Origin of the sequence: Paenibacillus sp. FSL K6-1330, assembly GCF_037976825.1 — a bacterium.
Classification (GTDB): domain Bacteria; phylum Bacillota; class Bacilli; order Paenibacillales; family Paenibacillaceae; genus Paenibacillus_AQ.
Map to the genome: position 1 here is coordinate 2,949,109 of NZ_CP150269.1, position 17,001 is coordinate 2,966,109.

General features: G+C 47.6%; 17 protein-coding genes. 15 read left to right on the top strand and 2 right to left on the bottom strand.

Annotated elements, in window-relative coordinates; all coding sequences use genetic code 11:
* Window positions 1–15: 15 nt before the first annotated feature.
* From hflX to NYE54_RS13460, 7 genes are all read left to right on the top strand, one after another.
* Window positions 16–1,308, top strand: a complete 1,293-nt coding sequence (gene hflX / locus NYE54_RS13430) for a GTPase HflX (protein WP_339272362.1) — start codon at window positions 16–18, stop codon at window positions 1,306–1,308.
* A gap of 143 nt (window positions 1,309–1,451) precedes the next feature.
* Window positions 1,452–2,705: a methionine gamma-lyase family protein gene (locus tag NYE54_RS13435; RefSeq protein ID WP_339272364.1), complete on the top strand. Its 1,254-nt coding sequence runs from the start codon at window positions 1,452–1,454 to the stop codon at window positions 2,703–2,705.
* 82 nt (window positions 2,706–2,787) lie between these two features.
* Entirely contained in the window at window positions 2,788–3,198 is a 411-nt protein-coding gene (locus tag NYE54_RS13440; protein WP_076321140.1) for a MerR family transcriptional regulator, read from the top strand.
* Between the two features lie 61 nt (window positions 3,199–3,259).
* Complete coding sequence (glnA, locus tag NYE54_RS13445) at window positions 3,260–4,588, top strand: type I glutamate--ammonia ligase (RefSeq protein WP_339272365.1); 1,329 nt, start codon at window positions 3,260–3,262, stop codon at window positions 4,586–4,588.
* Between the two features lie 156 nt (window positions 4,589–4,744).
* Complete coding sequence (locus NYE54_RS13450; RefSeq protein WP_339272367.1) at window positions 4,745–5,155, top strand: hypothetical protein; 411 nt, start codon at window positions 4,745–4,747, stop codon at window positions 5,153–5,155.
* Between the two features lie 160 nt (window positions 5,156–5,315).
* Window positions 5,316–5,852: a sigma-70 family RNA polymerase sigma factor gene (locus NYE54_RS13455; RefSeq protein WP_339272368.1), complete on the top strand. Its 537-nt coding sequence runs from the start codon at window positions 5,316–5,318 to the stop codon at window positions 5,850–5,852.
* Entirely contained in the window at window positions 5,845–6,633 is a 789-nt protein-coding gene (locus NYE54_RS13460) for a hypothetical protein (RefSeq protein ID WP_339272370.1), read from the top strand. Before NYE54_RS13455 ends, NYE54_RS13460 begins: the two co-directional genes overlap by 8 nt.
* Window positions 6,634–6,727: 94 nt before the next feature.
* Here NYE54_RS13460 and lexA read toward each other — a convergent pair whose 3' ends face one another.
* The gene (gene lexA, locus NYE54_RS13465; protein WP_076321144.1) at window positions 6,728–7,354 is read right to left on the bottom strand and encodes a transcriptional repressor LexA; all 627 of its coding nucleotides are present in this window, start codon (window positions 7,352–7,354) and stop codon (window positions 6,728–6,730) included.
* A 175-nt stretch (window positions 7,355–7,529) separates the two neighbouring features.
* Here lexA and NYE54_RS13470 point away from each other — a divergent pair, with 175 nt between their 5' ends.
* The 5 genes from NYE54_RS13470 (at window position 7,530) to NYE54_RS13490 (ending at window position 10,574) form a co-directional block, all read left to right on the top strand.
* The gene (locus tag NYE54_RS13470; protein ID WP_076321339.1) at window positions 7,530–7,898 is read left to right on the top strand and encodes a LysM peptidoglycan-binding domain-containing protein; all 369 of its coding nucleotides are present in this window, start codon (window positions 7,530–7,532) and stop codon (window positions 7,896–7,898) included.
* A 264-nt stretch (window positions 7,899–8,162) separates the two neighbouring features.
* Window positions 8,163–8,369, top strand: coding sequence for a DUF896 domain-containing protein (locus NYE54_RS13475; RefSeq protein WP_076321145.1), 207 nt, complete (start codon window positions 8,163–8,165; stop codon window positions 8,367–8,369).
* A 160-nt stretch (window positions 8,370–8,529) separates the two neighbouring features.
* Entirely contained in the window at window positions 8,530–9,054 is a 525-nt protein-coding gene (locus NYE54_RS13480; protein WP_076321146.1) for a hypothetical protein, read from the top strand.
* A gap of 42 nt (window positions 9,055–9,096) precedes the next feature.
* Window positions 9,097–9,888: an HAD family hydrolase gene (locus NYE54_RS13485; RefSeq protein ID WP_076321147.1), complete on the top strand. Its 792-nt coding sequence runs from the start codon at window positions 9,097–9,099 to the stop codon at window positions 9,886–9,888.
* Window positions 9,889–10,169: 281 nt separating this feature from the next.
* A complete protein-coding gene (locus NYE54_RS13490) occupies window positions 10,170–10,574 on the top strand; it encodes a FixH family protein (protein ID WP_076321148.1) in 405 nt (134 codons plus the stop codon).
* Between the two features lie 90 nt (window positions 10,575–10,664).
* Here NYE54_RS13490 and NYE54_RS13495 read toward each other — a convergent pair whose 3' ends face one another.
* Complete coding sequence (locus NYE54_RS13495; RefSeq protein ID WP_076321149.1) at window positions 10,665–11,201, bottom strand: cupin domain-containing protein; 537 nt, start codon at window positions 11,199–11,201, stop codon at window positions 10,665–10,667.
* 169 nt (window positions 11,202–11,370) lie between these two features.
* On the opposite strand from NYE54_RS13495, the gene metH reads away from it, so the two are divergent.
* The 3 genes from metH (at window position 11,371) to NYE54_RS13510 (ending at window position 16,996) form a co-directional block, all read left to right on the top strand.
* The gene (gene metH / locus NYE54_RS13500) at window positions 11,371–14,811 is read left to right on the top strand and encodes a methionine synthase (RefSeq protein WP_339272376.1); all 3,441 of its coding nucleotides are present in this window, start codon (window positions 11,371–11,373) and stop codon (window positions 14,809–14,811) included.
* Window positions 14,812–14,897: 86 nt separating this feature from the next.
* Entirely contained in the window at window positions 14,898–15,827 is a 930-nt protein-coding gene (gene rnz, locus NYE54_RS13505; protein WP_339272378.1) for a ribonuclease Z, read from the top strand.
* 374 nt (window positions 15,828–16,201) lie between these two features.
* A complete protein-coding gene (locus NYE54_RS13510) occupies window positions 16,202–16,996 on the top strand; it encodes a TIGR01457 family HAD-type hydrolase (RefSeq protein ID WP_339272380.1) in 795 nt (264 codons plus the stop codon).
* The last annotated feature ends 5 nt before the right edge of the window (window positions 16,997–17,001 follow it).

Here is a 17,001-nt window from a genome sequence, read left to right on the forward strand (position 1 = left end):
AGAGGAGTTGGCTATATGACAAATATAACGCATGATACCCGGACAGAGATCGAAGATAAAGCCGTTTTGGTCAGTTTGGTGACGGATGCAGTTAAACGTACAGGAATTAATCCGGAACACTCGCTGCAGGAGCTGGTTCAGCTAGCTGAAACCGCTGGAGTGGAGGTACTGGATGTCATTACGCAGAATCGCGAAGTTCCGGATTCCAAGTGGTTTATCGGCAAAGGGAAGGTCGAAGAACTGCGCATGGCGATTGATGGGTTGGGCGCAACAACAGCCATATTTGATCAGGAATTATCCGGCGCACAAGTACGAAATCTGGAAGAATCACTCGATGTGAAAATTATCGACCGTACTCAATTGATACTGGATATTTTCGCTCAACGTGCGAAGACCCGTGAGGGGATTATCCAGGTGGAGTTAGCACAGCTTACTTATTTGCTCCCGCGGTTGTCGGGACATGGTAAGAATCTGTCCAGGCTCGGGGCGGGGATCGGGACACGTGGACCAGGGGAAAGTAAACTCGAAACCGACCGCCGGCATATTCGTGACAGAATCAGCGACCTGAAGCGGCAGCTGGATGAAGTCACAAGGCATCGTACGCTCCATCGGGAGCGGCGGAAGAAGAGCGGTGCCGTACAGGTTGCTCTAGTCGGTTATACCAATGCCGGCAAGTCAACATTGTTAAACCGGTTAACGGCCGCAGATGTTTATATCCAAGATCAATTATTTGCTACGCTGGACCCCACTTCGCGAGTGTTGGAGCTGCCTAGCGGCAAGGAAGTTGTGCTAACGGATACCGTGGGATTTATACAGAACCTTCCTCATGATCTGGTAGCCGCGTTCCGTGCGACGCTGGAAGAAGCCAACGAAGCCGATCTGATTCTTCATGTCGTAGATGCTTCGTCCCCGATGCGGGACGAACAGATGGCTGTCGTTCAATCCATACTTCAGGATCTGGGGGCGGCGGATAAACCGCAGATCGTTCTGTTTAACAAGAAGGACGCATGTGAACCGGATCAGTTGGAGATGCTGCCTACAGGGGATGGTCAATTAAAGATTAGTGCGTATCAAGATCAGGATTTGGAAATGGTTCGTGAAGCGATTCAGGACCAGCTGTCCGGAGGGAACGTGACGTTCCGGATTCCGGCAGACCGCGGCGATCTGAACTCGGTTGTATACCGTGTCGGAGACGTGCTGGAGCAGTCTTTTGATGAGAATGATATCCTCTACGAGGTGCGAATCAATAAAGCGGATTATGAGAAAATGGGTTACATGCTCCATGATTACGTCCAGAACGGATCTTAGGTACCAATAGGAATCGTAGTGTAAGCCCCTGTATGGGGCTTATATTGCGTGTTCAGGGTGCTCAAGCATTGCGAGTTCTATGAAATAAAAATATGTGTTAAGATGTGAGACAACATGTGTAAAAGAGGAGAGAGCAGTTGGTCATGGCAAGATTTTCGCAAGATATACTTGAATTGAGCAGTGAGATTGAGTCCAAAATCGGACAGCGTTTACAGGAGATCGATAATATCGTTGATTTTAATCAGTGGAAGGTGATCGATGCTTTCCAGAAGTTTCAGGTGAGTGATTTTCATTTTGCGGCTTCCACCGGGTATGCATACAATGATCGCGGCCGTGAAGTGCTCGATGAAGTCTACGCAGACGTATTTGGAGCCGAATCTGCCCTGGTCAGGCCGCATTTTGCTTCCGGTACCCATACGATCTCAACCGCACTGTTTGGTGTGTTAAGACCGGGAGATGAGCTGTTGTATATTTCGGGTCGTCCCTATGACACCCTCCATAAAGTGATTGGCGAACCCGGGGACGGCAGCGGATCCCTTCGAGATTTTGGAATTGGTTATCAGGAGGTTGCGCTAACAGAACAAGGGGAAATCGATTGGGAGCGGGTAGAGAAGGCAATCACGTCTTCAACCAAGGTTATTGGTATCCAGCGTTCCCGTGGATATGATTGGCGTTCTTCGTTCACGGTATCCCAGATTGGTGACATGGTAACCCGGATTCGGTCCATTCGCCCGGATTTGATTATTTTCGTTGATAACTGTTACGGTGAGTTTACGGAGCGATTGGAACCGACGGAGGTTGGCGTTGATCTGATGGCGGGGTCGCTTATCAAAAACCCTGGCGGCGGCATTGCCGAAACCGGCGGCTACATATGCGGTAAAGCAGCCTATGTGGATAAGGCAGCCTATCGGCTGACTGCTCCCGGCATCGGACGTGAAGTAGGGGCTATGCTGGGAACGACCAGAGGCATTTATCAGGGATTATTCCTGGCACCATCCACGGTTGGACAAGCGGTCAAGGGCAGCATTTATGCCGCCGCGATGTTTGAGGCAGTGGGGTTCACAACCAAGCCGGGCTGGCAGGATGAGCGGACCGATTTGATTCAGGCCGTATCATTTACCGGAGCGGATCATCTGATCGCTTTTGTACAGGGGATTCAGCGGGCGGCGGCAGTCGACAGTCATGTGGTGCCTGAGCCTTGGGATATGCCTGGATATGAACATCCTGTAATCATGGCGGCAGGTACGTTCATCCAGGGAGGAAGCCTCGAATTATCCGCGGATGCGCCGATCCGATCACCTTATATCGGGTATATGCAAGGCGGCTTGACCTACTCTCATGTTAAATATGGTGTGCTTATGGCCCTCCAAAGCATGAAAGATCGTAATTTGTTGTGAGTTATCCTTACATGCGGTTGACGTGGTTGATCAGGAAATGTACAATAGGATCAGAATAGACCACTTGGAAGGTTGATGAGATATGGGTGATGAGATTCGGAGGAATATGGCATTATTTCCGATAGGCATTGTTATGAAGCTTACGGATTTATCCGCCAGACAAATTCGCTATTATGAGCAGCATAACTTAATTGTCCCAGCCCGTACGTCGGGCAACCAACGCCTGTTTTCCTTCAATGATGTGGAGCGACTGCTAGAGATTAAGGCTTTGATTGAAAAAGGTGTTAATATCGCCGGCATTAAGCAGGTAATGAACCCTGTCACGAAAGAGTCTGAAGAGGCTACTGTCATTACTCCTGATACCGAGAACAGACGCCGTGAGATGTCGGAGTCCCAGTTGCGACGTTTGCTGAAGCAGGAATTGATTACCGCTAGAAGACCGGGTCAGGTTTCATTGATTCAAGGGGAATTATCCCGGTTTTTTAATAAATAAGGATTGCCATGCTGTAATTCTTCATTAATTCTAGTTTTTTATTTAAAAAGGAGAGGATAAAGTGAGTTATACCAGAGAGGACATTCTACGTATTGCCAAAGAAGAAAATGTTCGATTTATCCGCTTGCAATTTACAGATTTGCTTGGAACGATTAAAAATGTTGAGATTCCTGTAAGCCAGCTGCCTAAAGCGCTTGATAATAAAATGATGTTCGACGGTTCGTCCATCGAAGGTTATGTACGTATTGAAGAATCCGATATGTATCTGTACCCGGATCTGGATACCTTCATGATCTTTCCATGGGTATCCGAGGATCGTGTTGCACGCTTGATCTGCGATGTCTACATGCCTGACGGCACTCAGTTCGCAGGAGATCCGCGCGGCATTCTGAAGAGAGCGCTGAAAGAAGCTGAAGAGATGGGCTTCACTTCTATGAATGTCGGTCCGGAGCCAGAATTCTTCCTGTTCAAAACCGATGAAAAAGGCAACCCTACCCTGGAGCTTAATGACCAAGGCGGATACTTTGACCTTGCGCCTACGGATCTTGGCGAGAACTGCCGCCGCGATATCGTACTGACACTGGAAGAGATGGGCTTTGAAATCGAAGCTTCTCACCATGAAGTTGCTCCTGGCCAGCACGAAATCGACTTCAAGTATGCCGATGCGATCAAAGCAGCTGACCAGATTCAAACATTTAAATTGGTAGTTAAGACGATTGCTCGTCAGCATGGACTGATTGCAACATTTATGCCAAAACCGCTATTCGGCGTGAACGGCTCTGGTATGCACTGTAACCAATCGCTCTTCAAAGGAAGCGAGAACGCGTTTGTCGACGAGAGTGATGAGCTTGGCTTGAGCGTAACGGCTCGTAACTATATGGCGGGTATTCTTAAGCATGCACGCGCGTTTGCTGCGATCACGAACCCAACGGTGAACTCGTACAAGCGTCTCGTGCCTGGTTACGAAGCACCTTGCTACGTAGCATGGTCTGCAAGTAACCGCAGCCCAATGATTCGAATTCCTGCATCCCGTGGCCTTAGCACGCGTATTGAAGTGCGTAACCCGGATCCGGCGGCTAACCCGTATCTGGCTTTGGCTGTCATGCTGAAAGCAGGTTTGGATGGCGTGAAGCGCGAGCTGTCGCTCCCGTCTCCAATCGACCGTAACATCTATGTGATGACGGAAGAAGAGCGTATTGAGGAAGGCATCCCTAGCTTGCCGGCAAACCTGAAAGAAGCCATTAACGAGTTGATTCGCAGCGAAGTCATTTCCGACGCGCTCGGGGATCATGCGCTGGCTCACTTCTACGAGCTGAAAGAAATCGAATGGGACATGTACCGCACGCAAGTTCACCAATGGGAACGCGATCAGTACATTACAATGTATTAATAGAGGAATCCCTTGCGCCGTAAGGCGTGAGGGGTTTTTGTTTTTCCAATGAATATGATCAAACAAGCATATGGAATATTAGTCAGGTTTCATATAAAGTTAGTGGAGTAGGGGAAATGCTGCTGTGGTAAGTGGAACAACGAAGGAGGCTCGTAAATGGCAACTCTAAGTGACCACGAAGAGAAGGGAACTCGGGCAGTGTTCGCGTTTATATCTCGTATTCATGGTGAGGATGAAGGATGCCAGATCAATTTTAATTTTTTTCAGGCTAACCGAATCATTTATGATTTGAATTTTGGGTGGACGAATTTGACAATCCGGAATTATATTTCGGTAACTGCTGAATTTCCGCTTGAGTATTTAAATGGTTTTAAATTAGATGGTTTATTTATGTCTTTCGAAAAACATTTATACCAGCTGAGCTGGGAGCCAAAGGAACAAGAAGGAATCTATCAGTTGCATTTTTACGGATCGGAACAGGATTTTCAGTTAACCGCCGACATAGAATCCATTCGAAGATTTGGTTCTCAATTTAAACAGGCCTGGGATGAGGCTCCGTTAGTTTAGTAGCAATGGCAATAGATTTTGGTTGATGATTTTGGAGAACCGTTCAGGAATGCAGCCAATACAGAATCGCCCTCCATAAAAGGGAAGATTCTTTTTTTATTTTTCGAAAAAAGGGAACCTTTGCTCACTTCCATGACTCTAATTAGACGAGGTGAATCGGTTGGAGCTGGAATACTTGAAGCAGATGACGGTGATGGACACACAGACACTGGATAAAATCATGAACTTATACGGAAATGATATCTGGAATTACGCTTATTTTCTGACCAAACAGCAAGCACTGGCTGACGATATTGCTCAAGAGGTGTTTATTAAAGCTTATTTTGGCATACATACCTTTCGCGGTCGGGCGACGCTAAAAACGTGGCTGCTTACAATTACAAGACATACCGCGTATCGATATAAACAGACTTTTTTCTTTCGGAAAGTGACCCTCAAGGACAAGCTGCTCATAGATGCCTCAAGCCGCTCGGCGGAAGCAGAGTATTTGGATGGGCAGTATACCAATGAAATATGGGCCATGATTATGACCTTACCCAGGAAGTTCAGGGAGGTGTTGATCCTGGATCTTTACTATGAGATGTCAATAAATCAGATTGCGGAGTTCCTTAACCTAGCGGCGGGTACCGTAAAATCAAGACTGTATCGGGCAAGGAAAAAAGTACAGAACCTGTTGAAGGAGAATGGCGATGAATGAGGATAAACCAGATTGGTATTCCCGGGCTAAAAAAGCTCCCTTTTCAGATGAAAAGTTCACATCTGAAATGAAAAAAAACGTGCATAGGTCCGTGATTTTCACCGACGGCAAGCCTAAACGTCGAAAGCACTTACAAGTTGGATTTGCTGGAGGGTTAATGCTTCTGATTATTTTAATTGCCTTTCAATTACCTTTTGGCAGAGAGGAACAACAGAGAGCAGGGACTTTACCTCCTGGTACGGAAGAGACAATCCGGGCACAAGGCGTAACGGATGAAGGAAGGTTAAGGGTTATTGCAGTTGGACAGGAAAAAATAACGACATTGGGAGCACCGAGCTGCTTCGGTATCGAAACGGATATGTCGTTTACCGGAAACTACAGCGTACAGTATAGTACTAACCAAGTTACAAATGAAGTAACTACGCTGGGGGATCTTACTTTTATTCAACCAACATCTGCTCCGGTTGATATGATTCGTCTGCCGTTTCAAGCTGCCGATGTATTTATACTCGCACCGCAATATAGGGACTGTCATGGTATACAAATCTATGCGTTCGCAGTGGAGCATGAAACGGGTAAAGCCGTCCAGCTCCGATTTCAGGATGAATCCTTGGTATCCTACTTTTCATATTATAGACCAGGTACTACTCCCATGGTTAAAGATAATAAGCTTGTTCTAGAGTCCACGGAGGGGCCGGGTGGGGAAGGTTCGCCGGATTATAAACCCAAACGGATGTATCGACTGGATCTTAAACAAGGCATTATGGAGCAGGCAAACTAGCTATGATACAGCTTCGTGATCTATATAGAAAAAGCAAAGAGGTTACCATCCAATTAAGGGAGGTAACCTATTCTTCATAGATAGATATATGAAATTAGTGGACATCCCGGAAGAGTCCGATTACTTTACCGAGAATCGTAACATGGTTCAGGCGCAGTGGCTCGTAGGTAGGATTCTCCGGTTGCAATCGTACATGATCCTTCTCCTTATAGAAGGTCTTCACAGTTGCTTCGTCTTCCTCTGTCATCGCTACGACAATGTCGCCATTGTCTGCAGTTTGCTGCTGGCGAACAATGACATAGTCGCCGCTGTGAATGCCAGCTTCGATCATACTGTCACCAATAACCGACAACATGAACACCTTATCGTCGCCTACATAATGCTGTGGGAGTGGGAAGTAATCCTCAATGTTCTCCATGGCTGTAATAGGAACACCTGCAGTGACTTTTCCGACAACAGGCACTCTGGCAATGGTGTGAGTAAACAGGCTTGCGCTTTCGGACTCTTCTTGGCCAAGCAGTTCGATTGCTCTTGGTTTCGTAGGGTCACGGCGAATGAGGCCTTTCTTCTCCAAGCGGTCAAGATGTCCATGGACCGTTGAACTGGAAGCTAGTCCGACAGCCTCGCCGATTTCCCGGACAGAAGGCGGGTAACCCTTGCTACGAACTTCGTTGCGGATAAACTCTAAGATCGCCAGCTGGCGGCTGGATATTTTCGACATGCCGTATCAACCCCATTTAGTAACGTTTGGGAAAATTATAACATAGAACTTCCGTTCGTACAAACATAAGTTCTAAATAAAAATAGAACAAATGTTCTTTTTGGTATTGAATCAAACAAGTGTTCGTGTTAATATGAATCCATAAGAGAACACTTGTTTGGGAGATGATGATTCCATGTTGAAATACAGTACATACCGTAGCATTTATGAGAACGTTCCAGTGCAAACGAAGTCCTCCGAGACTTGGATCGATCAATTGAAGTCGAGAATGGCATCCATTCCTTTTATAAAGCTTTTATTCGTTCTGTTAATCGTAGCATCCTGCTGGACAGGGGCATATTCCGTTTTTGCCGGGGGGATGGATAAACCCACGGGGGAGAAGCAGGTTATTGTTCAATATGGCGATAGTTTGTGGCGGATTGCTTCCCTTCATAAACCGACAGATATGGATACGCGAGTATACCTGGATAGCATCCGAAGAATGAATGGATTGAAGGGTCCGGATATACAGGCAGGAGAGGTGTTGTCTTTACCGGTCTGGTAATGGGATGACACTACGAGAAACTCTTTCCTTATATATGTCCCTATTTCTCGCTTCATATTTGTAGGTTTGCCTGACGATGTGATTTCACGCAGTATAAGCGTGTTTATAATAGAAGATTATTGATTTCTTGACATAGAGGACTCATTTATAGGCATCATATGTTCATATTTGTTATTAATCAGAGTTTGCAAGGGTGCAGTTGCCTTGACAAGCTCTTTTTCACATGTTTAAGTTATACATGATATCGGAATTGGAGGAGAAGTCATGGACATCGATACTTTGGTTGAACGCATCAATGTGCTAGCAAGAAAACAGAAAAGTGAGGGATTGACCGCGGAAGAGCTCAAGGAACGGGCAGAGCTTCGGGAAATATACCTTAATAATATTCGAGGTAACTTTAGACAACAGCTGGAATCGATCGAATGGGTTGATGAAAATGAACAAAAAGGCGGCCCGCGATTAAAGCATTAGTCGATCAACTGGAACATGGATCTACAACCAGTGATTCATGACCAGATAGTAGGATAGAATTATAATACTTGGGGTGCCGATTATTCGCGGGAATCGAATACGGTTACCCCAAGTTTATATGGATTGGTAATATATTGAAATTTAATCCAGGGGGAACCATATGTCACGATCATGGGAAAGAAAAGTCAACAAAAATATGTCACAGCTCAACAAGCAGCGTAAGAAGCAGGGGCTGACCTCGTACCAAGGCTCTGCCGTTACTGATAAGCATGATGTATTTAAGGGACGTAAATATGTACTTCCGTTAGTGCTTGTTGCATTGGCTGGTGTGTATGCACTTCTTGGAACGGCGACGTCCGAGGCTGCAGGTGGAAGCAACGATGTACTGAACTGGGTAGGTGTCAGCTTGTACATTCTGTTAGCGCTTATGATTTTCTTACGCAAGCCTTATTTGAAGATTGAGCGTGCTTCCGTATCCACCATGAAGTTCAATCGGGAACGTCGACTGGCTGTATCGGATATCGAGAAGATCAAATTGGCTTCGGGTTCCGTCGTGATCCAGGGCAAGGGGAAAGCAGGCAACTGGGTATTCTCGCGTATGATGAATCTTTATGATACGAAAGCGATGGGCGAAAGATTAGAAGAGTTCGCAAAAACTCATCAAATTCCAGTTGAGCATAATTAACAAATAGAATAGATCACAGTGTATATGAGGAGTGGGAGAGACATGCCGATAGCTGCGGTTTTGTTTGATTTGGACGACACGTTATTGTGGGATGAACGTAGTGTGGAAGAAGCGTTTGAAGTGACATGCCAGGCCGGAGCGAACGAGACCGGCATTGATGCCAAAGCACTTTTGGCCGCAGTACGGGAAGAAGCTAGAGCATTATATGAGTCATATGATACTTTTGCTTTTACCAAAATGATCGGAATTAACCCTTTCGAAGGCTTGTGGGCTAATTTTACGGCTGGATCACAGCCTGAATTCAGAAAGCTGCAGGAGCTGGCACCCGTATACCGCAAGGAATCATGGCGACGCGGACTTCAGCGCCTGGGCGTTGATCATGAAACATTGGCCGAAACGTTGGCTGCACAATTCGCTGCTGAACGCAGAACAAGACCCTATGTATATGAAGAAACGTTTGAAGTTCTGAAGGAATTACAGGGAAATGTAAAGCTGCTGCTTCTCACGAACGGAAGTCCGGATCTGCAGCAGGAGAAGCTGGACGGTGTTCCAGAACTGGTTCCTTATTTTGATCATATCATCATCTCCGGTGATTTTGGCAAAGGGAAGCCGGATGTTTCCATCTTCCAGCATGCTCTTGACTTGTTGGGTGTTGAGGCGGATCAAGCCGTGATGGTGGGAGATAAGCTGACCACAGACATTAAAGGCGGGAATGCGGCAGGACTGCATACGGTTTGGATCAATCGGGTAAACCGACCTCACGATCCGTCCATTCAACCGAAGTTTGAGATCAAACATTTATCGGAGCTGCATGCCATCGTGGCATCCTTGTAAACTACGCAATGAATAACTCACACCCGAATAATGGGTGCGCAATCGTACATAGGAACAGCCCTAACAGCAGATTCTGCGGTTATGGGCTGTTTTTTGTTGGTTACACAATTGGACTTGAGCCGTGCATTTGGCAATGATAAACGTCACACAATTGTAAGCTGCATGAGATAGAAGTAAAAGAATAATGCGATATAATGGATTAGGTAACTTAACGAGGTTTGGTAATGACCATTACTTGAATGAACCATACATAGCCCTATTTTGTAAAAGAGGTGTAGAGCATGACCCGAAAAAAGATAGCCTTACTTGCGGCCATGGTGCTGATGGCGGTTGCGCTTGCCGCATGTAATGACAGCAAAGCGGAATCTGGAGAAGATGTGATGGCGGAACCCATCATAGTCGAGCTGTCTCTGACGCCGGAGAGTATTAAGGCTGGCGAGAAGGTGCTGATCGAAGCGAAGGTGACGCAAGCCGGCAGTCCGGTGGAAGATGCGAACAATGTGGAATTTGAAGTCACGCTGGAAGGCGGAGGCGTTCAGGCGAAGGTACCGGTTAAGCATGATCAAGACGGGGTTTACAAAATGGAGAAAACCTTCGATGAGGCTGGAACCTATCGCATCGTTTCCCATGTCACGGCGAGAGGACAGCATTCCATGCCGTTGAAGGAACTGAAGGTAACGGAGTAAAGCATCGCTAATAAATAAGGCAGCACATGGTCCGCAAGGCGGATCGATGTGCTGCCTTATTTCGTCTTCCTATTCAATCTGCCCGCAGGCTTATTGGAATTGAGGATCTTCTACCGGTGTAGCAACCCAGCCGTTCTCTTCAATGAAAAGACGAACAGCGATGATCTGCTTGTTCTCCATCAATGTGAAGAAGTGAGGTGTATTTTCCGGTACGGAAATGACATCGCCTGGTTCAAGCTCAACATTAAAGTAACCGACATCGTCGGAGCCCTTAATAATGAAGATTCCTTTACCGCCGACAATCGCACGGATTTCATCTTCCGCGTGGGTGTGAACCTCTTCGAATTTTTTCAGCAGGTCCTCGATATTGGGCGTGGATTCGGAAAGTGTGATGACATCCCAAATTTTGTAGCCGCGTCTTGCAGCCAAGTCACGAATTTCTTCATCATAGATGTCCAAAATGCGCTTCTTATCGTCATCACTAAGCTTGAAATTTTCTTGAAGCGCTGCCGGGAGTTTTTCCATATTCCAGTGCTCGTAAACAACCTCTTGGTTACTCAGGAATTCCCGAACATTTTCTTCTCCAGTAATGCGTTCGTTCGTGTTGCGAATCACAATCTCTGCCATAGCTTTAACCCTCTTTCTCCCGTTGGATTAATATGTATTATAGCCCCCCTCACAGCATTTGTCATCTGCAAATGTTGATTTGTACCCATTGCAACGCAATATTTCGGCTTTTCTATTGAAAAATATTCTGATACACTAAGATTTAACGTTTTCGGGGGAGGTTTATGAGTTGAACAAGCCTAGCTTACAAGAAGTACTTAAAGAACGAATATTAATTCTTGATGGTGCCATGGGCACAATGATCCAGCAGGAGGACCTCTCAGCTGAAGATTTTGGCGGCCCGGACCTTGATGGCTGTAATGAAATGCTGGTCATTCATCGACCGGATGTCATTCAAAAAATACATGAACAATATCTTGAAGCAGGTGCTGACCTGATCGAAACCAATACGTTTGGCGCAACCTCCGTTGTGCTTGCTGAATACGATATTCCTGAGCTTGCCCGGGAAATCAACCTGAAAGCGGCTCACTTGGCCCGCGCAGCGGTTGAAAAATATTCCACGCCGGACAACCCGCGCTATGTGGTAGGAGCCATGGGTCCGACAACCAAGACGTTATCGGTTACCGGTGGTGTGACCTTTGCCGAATTGATCGAGAGCTACGAGGAGCAAGCCGTTGCTTTGATTGAAGGCGGGGTTGATGCGCTTCTGCTCGAAACATCGCAGGATACATTAAACGTGAAGGCCGGGAGCATTGGGATTCGCCAAGCGTTTGATAAAACGGGCGTCACGCTTCCAATTATGATATCCGGTACGATCGAACCGATGGGAACGACGCTGGCCGGACAAAATATAGAAGCATTCTACATTTCTTTGGAGCATCTGAATCCCGTATCGATTGGCCTTAACTGTGCAACGGGCCCGGAATTCATGCGTGACCATATTCGCTCCTTATCCGAAATGTCGAGAAGTGCCATCAGCTGTTATCCTAACGCGGGTCTCCCAGACGAGAACGGGCAGTACCATGAATCCCCTGAATCGTTGGCTCAAAAGATGGGGGCTTTTGCTGAAAAAGGCTGGCTCAACATCGCCGGCGGATGCTGTGGGACAACACCCGACCATATTCGCGCTTTAAAACAAACGATGGATGGCTTCTCCCCGCGACCGCTGGATGGTGGGCATTTGCCGGCATTATCCGGTATCGAGCCGGTATATATTGAGCAGGAAAACCGACCTTATATGGTAGGGGAGAGAACGAATGTTCTGGGTTCCAGAAAGTTTAAGCGTTTAATTGTAGAAGGTAAATATGAGGAAGCCTCCGAGATCGCTCGTGCCCAGGTCAAGAATGGTGCGCATGTCATTGATGTTTGCGTACAGGATCCGGATCGTGAAGAATCGGAAGACATGATTAAGTTCCTGGAGCTAGTAGTTAAAAAGGTTAAAGTGCCGCTCATGATCGATACCACGGATCCGGCTGTTATTGACCTGGCGCTGCAATATTCGCAAGGGAAAGCGATTATTAACTCCATTAACCTTGAAGACGGTGAAGAGAAATTTGAGCATGTGATCCCGTTGGTGCATAAATACGGTGCCGCGGTTGTCGTAGGAACCATTGATGAGACCGGTCAGGCAATCCATCGTGACGACAAGCTGAAGGTGGCCCAGCGTTCTTATGATCTGTTGGTCAACAAATATGGCGTTTCGCCGGAGGACATTATTTTCGACACGCTTGTATTCCCGGTAGGTACAGGGGACGAGCAGTATATCGGATCAGCCAAGGAAACGATTGAAGGCATCCGCATAATAAAAGAAGCCATGCCAAAAGTGCATACGATTCTCGGAATCAGTAACGTTTCCTTCGGATTGCCGGAAGCGGGCCGTGAAGTCCTGAACTCCGTGTATCTGTATGAGTGCACAAAAGCCGGATTGGACTACGCAATCGTAAATACCGAGAAGCTGGAGCGTTATGCATCCATTCCCGAAGAAGAGCGTCGCCTGGCCGAGGATCTGATTTACAGAACCAATGATGAGACGTTGGCGGCTTTTGTCGCGGCATTCCGGGATAAAAAGATAGAGAAGAAGGTTAAGGTATCCAATCTGACACTCGAGGAGCGACTAGCATCCTATGTAGTGGAAGGTTCTAAGGAAGGCCTCATTCCGGACTTAGATATAGCATTGACCAAATATGGCGCGCTCGAGATCATTAATGGACCACTGATGGCCGGGATGACCGAGGTTGGACGTTTGTTCAACAACAATGAACTGATTGTCGCGGAGGTGCTGCAAAGTGCCGAAGTAATGAAGGCCTCCGTAGCGTATCTGGAATCCTTTATGGAGAAAAACGAGACGTCGGTCAAAGGGAAAATCATGCTTGCCACCGTGAAGGGGGACGTGCACGATATCGGTAAAAATCTGGTGGAGATCATCTTGTCCAACAATGGTTATCAAATCATTAATTTGGGTATAAAAGTACCACCGGAGCAAATTATCGAGGCATACCGCCGTGAGCAGCCTGATGCCATCGGCTTGTCCGGTTTGCTGGTGAAGTCGGCCCAACAGATGGTATCCACCGCCCAGGATTTGAAAAACGCAGGCATTAGCGTTCCGATCATGGTAGGGGGGGCGGCTCTGACACGGAAATTCACGAAGACCCGCATTCGTCCCGAGTATGACGGCATGGTGCTCTATGCCAAGGACGCCATGGATGGTCTTGCGTTGGCCAACCAGCTCAGCGATCCGGTGCAGCGGACGAGAATAGCGGAAGAGATTAAGGCAGAGCAGGAAGCTGATGCTGCCGCTCCGCAAGTGGTTAAAGTGATGCCGAAGCTGTCAGAAGGACTGCGATCCAAAATTTCGACCGATGCTCCTGTATATTTACCGCCGGATATGGAGCGGCATGTGCTCCGGAATTATCCGATTTCGCACATTCTGCCTTATATCAACATGCAGATGCTGTTAGGACATCATTTAGGCCTGAAAGGCTCAGTGGAACAGCTGCTGAAAGCCAATGACCCGAAGGCGGTATCGCTTAAGGAAACCGTTGATGGTATTCTGGAAGAGGCCGTTCAATCGGGGATCATACAGGCGCACGCAATGTACCGTTTCTTCCCGGCACAGTCAAGAGGAAATGATATTCTCATATACGATCCAAAAGATACAACAAAAGTATTGCATACCTTTACGTTTCCAAGACAACAGGTTGAGCCGTACCTGTGCTTGGCGGATTTCCTGAAATCCATAGATAGCGGGGTTATGGATTACGTTGGGTTCCTTGTCGTTACAGCCGGCCATGGCGTCGGAAAATTGTCCGGGGAATGGAAGGACAAGGGTGACTATTTGCGCTCCCACGCGCTTCAATCGGTCGCACTGGAAACGGCAGAAGGGCTGGCGGAGCGGATTCACCATATGATGCGGGATTCGTGGGGATACCCCGATCCGGCAGACATGACGATGAAACAGCGCTTGGGTGCGAGATACCAAGGCATTCGCGTATCTTTCGGGTATCCGGCCTGTCCGGATCTGGAGGATCAGGAACCGTTATTTAAATTGATGCAGCCAGAAGATATTGGCGTTCATCTTACCGAAGGTTTCATGATGGAACCTGAGGCATCGGTATCCGCCATGGTGTTCAGTCATCCGGAAGCTCATTATTTTAACGTAGATAAAGCTTAACATTTGAATACCGGTACAGCCGGTTTGAAATCCTCCGAATGTTTCGGGGGATTTCTCCGGTTTACAACCGAAAGGGGAGAAGAGGGATGGAACTCTATTTTCTAGGAACAAATGCGGGGGTTCCTACGCTGCAGCGTAACGTAACCTCGATTGCACTGCGTATGCTGGAAGAACGAAGAAGTCTGTGGCTGTTTGATTGTGGAGAAGGTACGCAGCATCAAATATTGAAGTCCCCGCTCAAGCTGTCCAAGCTTGAAAAGGTATTCATCACCCATATGCATGGTGATCATGTATTCGGTTTACCGGGTTTGCTGTCCAGCCGCGGTGCCCAAGGGGTAACTTCACCCCTGACGATATATGGCCCCCCTGGTATTAAGGCCTTCATTGAAACTGCGCTGAACATTAGCCAATCGCGCGTTCCTTATACGATGGAGGTCATTGAACATACCGGAGGCGTGCTGTTTGAGGACGATAACTTCCTCGTGGAATCGGCAAAGCTGGATCACAGGGCCGAGAGTTATGGCTACCGTATCGTGGAGAAGGATCTTCCCGGCAGCCTGGACCTGAAACGGTTGGCGGACTATGGACTTAAGCCAGGGCCGCTTTATGGCAAACTGAAAAGAGGGGAAAGCGTAGAACTCGGCGACGGCCGATGGATTCATGCCTCTGAGGTGCTCCTGACACCGAAAAAAGGGAGAGTGGTCACGATCCTCGGGGATACAAGGCCATGCCCTGGAGTGGAGACTCTGGCCAAAGACGCCGATCTTTTGGTCCATGAAGCCACTTTCATGGAGGATCTGTCGGAGCTCGCGCACGAATACTATCACAGTACGGCTAAACAGGCGGCGGAAGCAGCGAAACGGGCTGGAGTAAGAACGCTGTTCCTGACCCATTTTAGCTCCCGGTATAAGGATATGGAGCATTTGCAGCCGCTGCTCAAGGAAGCGCAGGAGATTTTTGAGAATACACGCTTGGCAGAGGATTTCGGATTGTACCCAATCCAGCGCAAATCATAAGCCAATAGAGCTGCTGCTATTTACAGGGAAATATCGAGTGATGGAGTGAATTATTTTCCGGGAAAGCGCAGGAAATGACAAACCGGTTGATAATCACTAATGCTTGGACACTCTTCGATTTCTTTCGACTGATTAGCTCCCGGGCTGAAGTACTAGCCATGAGCCTTGCAACCGGAAGTAGCCTTCTTTACAATAATACTAACTGGGGTTTCTACGTAAGTATGCTTCAGGGTAGTGTATGAACCGAGGTTATACATATTTATACCGATATATGACGATGAATGACGATCACAGCGATGCCGAGAAAGCTCATACTTTAGCCGATGAATCATTTATGGCGTGAAGGAAAGAAATAAAGAAGGTGCTATCAATTCATGGAAAAACCAAAACCAAAAGGATTACTGATTGACCTGGATGGAACGCTTTATCATGGCCGTTATCGAATTGAGGGGGCAGACCTTCTCATCGAACGGCTGAAGGAATTGCAGATTCCGTTTCTGTATGTAACGAATAATTCATCACGAACACCCGAGCAGGTTGCGGCGCATCTGCTGGAGATGGGGATACCTGCCTTGCCGGAGGAAGTCTGCACCTCTTCCCTGGCTGCAGCTAAATATATCGCGGAGAAGTCACCGGGTGCCAAAGTGGCGATGCTGGGAGAAGTGGGGCTCCGTGAAGCCCTCTTGTCTGCGGGTCTAAATATCGTGGAGCAGTCCCCTAAATATGTGATTCAAGGAATCGACCGTTCGTTCGATTACGAGAAGTTAACCCGTGCCGTTCGCTGGATTCAGGAGGGAGCCGTGTCGATATTGACCAATCCGGATTTGCAGCTTCCATCAGATACCGGCTTGATGCCAGGTGCAGGTTCGCTGGGTGCTGCGATCGAAGCCGCTTCCGGAGTGAAACCGACGGTCATCGGAAAGCCGTCCTCGATTTTAATGAAATTTGCTTCGGATCGTCTCGGTTTGGCCCCGGAGGACACTTATGTAATCGGAGATAATATACGTACGGATATCGCGGCCGGCGCGCATGCCGGCTGTAAGACGGTGCTCGTTATGACCGGAATCACGACCGATCTGAATATGGAGGCACATATGGAAGCCACGGGTGTCACACCGGACTTTATTTGCCGAGATTTGAGCGAAGTGATAAACCTGCTGTGCTCATAATGAGC

Coding starts and splice junctions, on each gene's coding strand:
- NYE54_RS13470 (WP_076321339.1), top strand. CDS start 7,530: ATGTTGAAATACAGTACATACCGTAGCATTTATGAGAACGTTCCAGTG.
- NYE54_RS13440 (WP_076321140.1), top strand. CDS start 2,788: ATGGGTGATGAGATTCGGAGGAATATGGCATTATTTCCGATAGGCATT.
- rnz (WP_339272378.1), top strand. CDS start 14,898: ATGGAACTCTATTTTCTAGGAACAAATGCGGGGGTTCCTACGCTGCAG.
- NYE54_RS13475 (WP_076321145.1), top strand. CDS start 8,163: ATGGACATCGATACTTTGGTTGAACGCATCAATGTGCTAGCAAGAAAA.
- hflX (WP_339272362.1), top strand. CDS start 16: ATGACAAATATAACGCATGATACCCGGACAGAGATCGAAGATAAAGCC.
- NYE54_RS13460 (WP_339272370.1), top strand. CDS start 5,845: ATGAATGAGGATAAACCAGATTGGTATTCCCGGGCTAAAAAAGCTCCC.
- NYE54_RS13510 (WP_339272380.1), top strand. CDS start 16,202: ATGGAAAAACCAAAACCAAAAGGATTACTGATTGACCTGGATGGAACG.
- NYE54_RS13435 (WP_339272364.1), top strand. CDS start 1,452: ATGGCAAGATTTTCGCAAGATATACTTGAATTGAGCAGTGAGATTGAG.
- NYE54_RS13450 (WP_339272367.1), top strand. CDS start 4,745: ATGGCAACTCTAAGTGACCACGAAGAGAAGGGAACTCGGGCAGTGTTC.
- NYE54_RS13480 (WP_076321146.1), top strand. CDS start 8,530: ATGTCACGATCATGGGAAAGAAAAGTCAACAAAAATATGTCACAGCTC.
- NYE54_RS13490 (WP_076321148.1), top strand. CDS start 10,170: ATGACCCGAAAAAAGATAGCCTTACTTGCGGCCATGGTGCTGATGGCG.
- lexA (WP_076321144.1), bottom strand. CDS start 7,354: ATGTCGAAAATATCCAGCCGCCAGCTGGCGATCTTAGAGTTTATCCGC.
- NYE54_RS13485 (WP_076321147.1), top strand. CDS start 9,097: ATGCCGATAGCTGCGGTTTTGTTTGATTTGGACGACACGTTATTGTGG.
- NYE54_RS13495 (WP_076321149.1), bottom strand. CDS start 11,201: ATGGCAGAGATTGTGATTCGCAACACGAACGAACGCATTACTGGAGAA.